This is a genomic window from Microcystis sp. LEGE 08355 (genome assembly GCF_015207185.1).
GTDB lineage: Bacteria > Cyanobacteriota > Cyanobacteriia > Cyanobacteriales > Microcystaceae > Microcystis > Microcystis panniformis.
In genome coordinates this window covers 1-2,827 of sequence record NZ_JADEXI010000596.1, presented here as the reverse complement: position 1 = coordinate 2,827, position 2,827 = coordinate 1, and the positions used below count along the sequence as shown (strand labels likewise).

The window sequence follows — 2,827 nt, the reverse complement described above, 5'->3', positions numbered from 1 at the left end:
AGATTAAAGCTTTATTAACGGATATTTTGCCGGTTTTAGATTTTATTCATAGTCAGGGAGTGGTTCACCGAGACATTAAACCAGAAAATATTATTAGACGTAACTCAGACAAGAAAGCGGTTTTAGTAGATTTTGGTGCGTCTAAAGTTGTTACACATCTTAACCGTTCTGTTACTGGTACAGTAATCGGTTCAGCGGAATATATCGCACCAGAACAAGCCAACGGTAAGCCGATCAATCTTAGTGATTTGTATAGTTTAGGAGTCACTTGTATTTATTTGTTAACTGAGGTTTCACCCTTTGATTTATTTGATACCAGTGACCATGAATGGATTTGGCGACAGTTTTTAGTCAATAATAATGTTCGGGATGATTTAGGGCGCATTCTTGATAAAATGATCGAGTTTGGGACAAGAAAGCGTTATCAGTCAGCGCGGGAGATTTTACAAGATTTGACGGGACAATCACCAGCAACTTCAATACAATCACCAGCAACTCCCCGTTATTCTCCAACACCAGCAACCCCCGTTATTCAAACACCACCACCGCCTAAAGTTGCTGCTAATATTGTGCTTAAAAGTGCTAGGGGGGTTAACTATTCTCGATTACAGCAACTCCTAGCAGCAAGAAAGTGGAAAGAAGCAAACGAAGAAACAGGTAAAGTTATGTGTCAGGTCGCCCAAAATAGCGAAGGATGGTTGGGAAAAGAAGATATTGACAATTTTCCCTGTGAAGATTTACGAACTATTAACCAACTCTGGCTACACTACAGCAACGGTAAGTTTGGCTTCAGCGTCCAGAAAGAAATATATGAAAGTCTTGGTGGCACGAGAGAGTATAATGAAGAAGTGTGGGAAAAGTTCGGCGATTGCGTCGGCTGGAGAAAAAGAGGTCATTGGTTGTGGGAGAGCAACTTAACTTTTAATAAGTTCTTTGCCCCCAAAGCTCACCTACCTACGTTACATAAGATAAATAACACAGCCTATAAGCTGGACTTTGGGGACTTTCCCTGGCCTTTGAAATGGGAGATGGGAAGCCTGGGTGGAATGACTTCTCTTCTCTTCTCTCGCGCAAAGACTTGTAACCTGTAGGATATAACGATCTCAGGTCTTTTATCAAGTCTAATTTTAGTGCTTTTGATCAGGTAAACATCGCATTTTGCGGAACTCGATACCTGGCACTGATGGCTTCGCCAAGTCAAAGGAAGCTTTTTTCCGACAAAGATGTCATTGCGAGGGGGGATATTCACGTTAACCTTCATCTCTCAACCAATATCCCCCCGAAGCAATCTTTCTCGTCGTTATATTCAGGTAGAATGAATGATAAAAGTGGTGCGCTATAATTAGAACTTTTTCATTGAATAAAAAATCATGAATAAATTATTAGAACTTGCTCTCAAAAAATTAGCTACTCTGTCAGCAGATCGACAGGAAAATATTGCTCAATTAATCCTTAAAGAAATAGGGGAAAATATAGAAAATGAGCCAATAAAAGACAATGATTCCCCATCTTTACCCCCATCTATTGGGATGGGAGCTAGTGGAATGTCTGACCTATCAACTCGTTGCGAGGAATTATTGTGGCAGGACGAAAGATAATAGCAGATACCAGTGGAATTATTGCCCTATTAGACCGAGACGATCACTATCATTTTATTGTCGTAGAAGCGATCAGAAATCAGCAAGTTTTTGTGCCTGTGACGGTATTACCAGAAGTTGATTATTTAGCGACTAAATATCTCGGTGAAAGAGTAGCTAGAGCTTTTTTGATGGATATTACACAGGGAAAATATAGTTTGCTTCCCTTCGATTTAGAAGATTTAGAAAAAGCTCTTAAAATTATGACTCGTTATCAAGATTTACCGTTAGGCTTAGTTGATGCTAGTTTACTGGTCATGGCAGAACGCTATTCTATTAACCAAATTCTGACATTAGACCACAGACATTTCAATTTAATTCAATCCGATAACATGAGCTACTTTATTATTCTGCCTTAAATATGAACTTGAGATTGCCATGATATCCATAACTCCCCACCTGCAAATTATTTTAGAAAAACTACAAACCCTTACTCCGCATTACACACTTATTTTCAGGAGTTAATATGAATACACCCCAAACAACAGCCGATGGCTTAAAAATTCTTTACCAACGTTATTATGCTAATAATCCAGAGCGTCAATTAGAATTAGAAAAAGCTCGCATTGATGACGAAGTAGCCAGAAAAATATTTAAGATCAAGGAAACATATCATCTTTCAACAAAGGCTTTAGCAGAATTAATTCATACTGATGAATCCATTATTGAAGCTTTAGAAAATGCTGACTATGAAGGAAATTTTTGTTGTTAAATCTCATAGCTACAGCCCTAAAAATGAAGGTTTAATTTTAATTAGTTTCTTAGGTTTTTTTAGGAATAGCATAACGCACCCTACACTCTGTGATTGCGAGGGGGTGAGACCAGCGTTAATCTTTATCTATCTATCAACCAATATCCCCCCGAGGCCATCTTCCCGTGGAACAGGCTAGAAGCCTGTTTTAGATTAGGTACAATTAATGATACGATCGGTGCGTTACGGCGGCTTGTTAATTTTGGTTTTTTGACCGAATTGGTAGCCGCCTAACGCACCCTACATTTTACGATTAATCAAAAAATTCGCTGAAAGAAAGGATCATAAATTGGATGCTTACCTACAAAGCAATGTATAAATTTCTGGAACAGGGAGTCCATGGAGAAGTCTTAGATTTCCCTGGCGTGATTTCCTGGGGAAATGATCTAGCAGCAGTACGCCGTTCCTTAGCGAGTGCGCTGGTGGACATGGCAGAAGT

Annotated in this window: 3 protein-coding genes and 1 pseudogene; all 4 read left to right on the top strand. The window is 39.1% G+C overall.

Annotated elements, in window-relative coordinates:
* Nucleotides 1-1,091, top strand: a 1,091-nt coding sequence (locus IQ242_RS21655) for a GUN4 domain-containing protein (protein WP_228021149.1), incomplete at its 5' end; no start/stop codon positions are given.
* Nucleotides 1,092-1,370: 279 nt separating this feature from the next.
* Nucleotides 1,371-1,598 carry a hypothetical protein gene (locus IQ242_RS21650; protein WP_066029995.1) on the top strand — a complete coding sequence of 76 codons (228 nt, stop codon included), beginning with the start codon at nucleotides 1,371-1,373 and terminating at the stop codon, nucleotides 1,596-1,598.
* A complete protein-coding gene (locus IQ242_RS21645) occupies nucleotides 1,580-1,996 on the top strand; it encodes a type II toxin-antitoxin system VapC family toxin (RefSeq protein WP_193961363.1) in 417 nt (138 codons plus the stop codon). Before IQ242_RS21650 ends, IQ242_RS21645 begins: the two co-directional genes overlap by 19 nt.
* Nucleotides 1,997-2,103: 107 nt before the next feature.
* Nucleotides 2,104-2,384, top strand: a pseudogene (locus tag IQ242_RS21640) (hypothetical protein).
* Nucleotides 2,385-2,827 lie beyond the last annotated feature (443 nt).

Coding starts and splice junctions, on each gene's coding strand:
- IQ242_RS21650 (WP_066029995.1), top strand. CDS start 1,371: ATGAATAAATTATTAGAACTTGCTCTCAAAAAATTAGCTACTCTGTCA.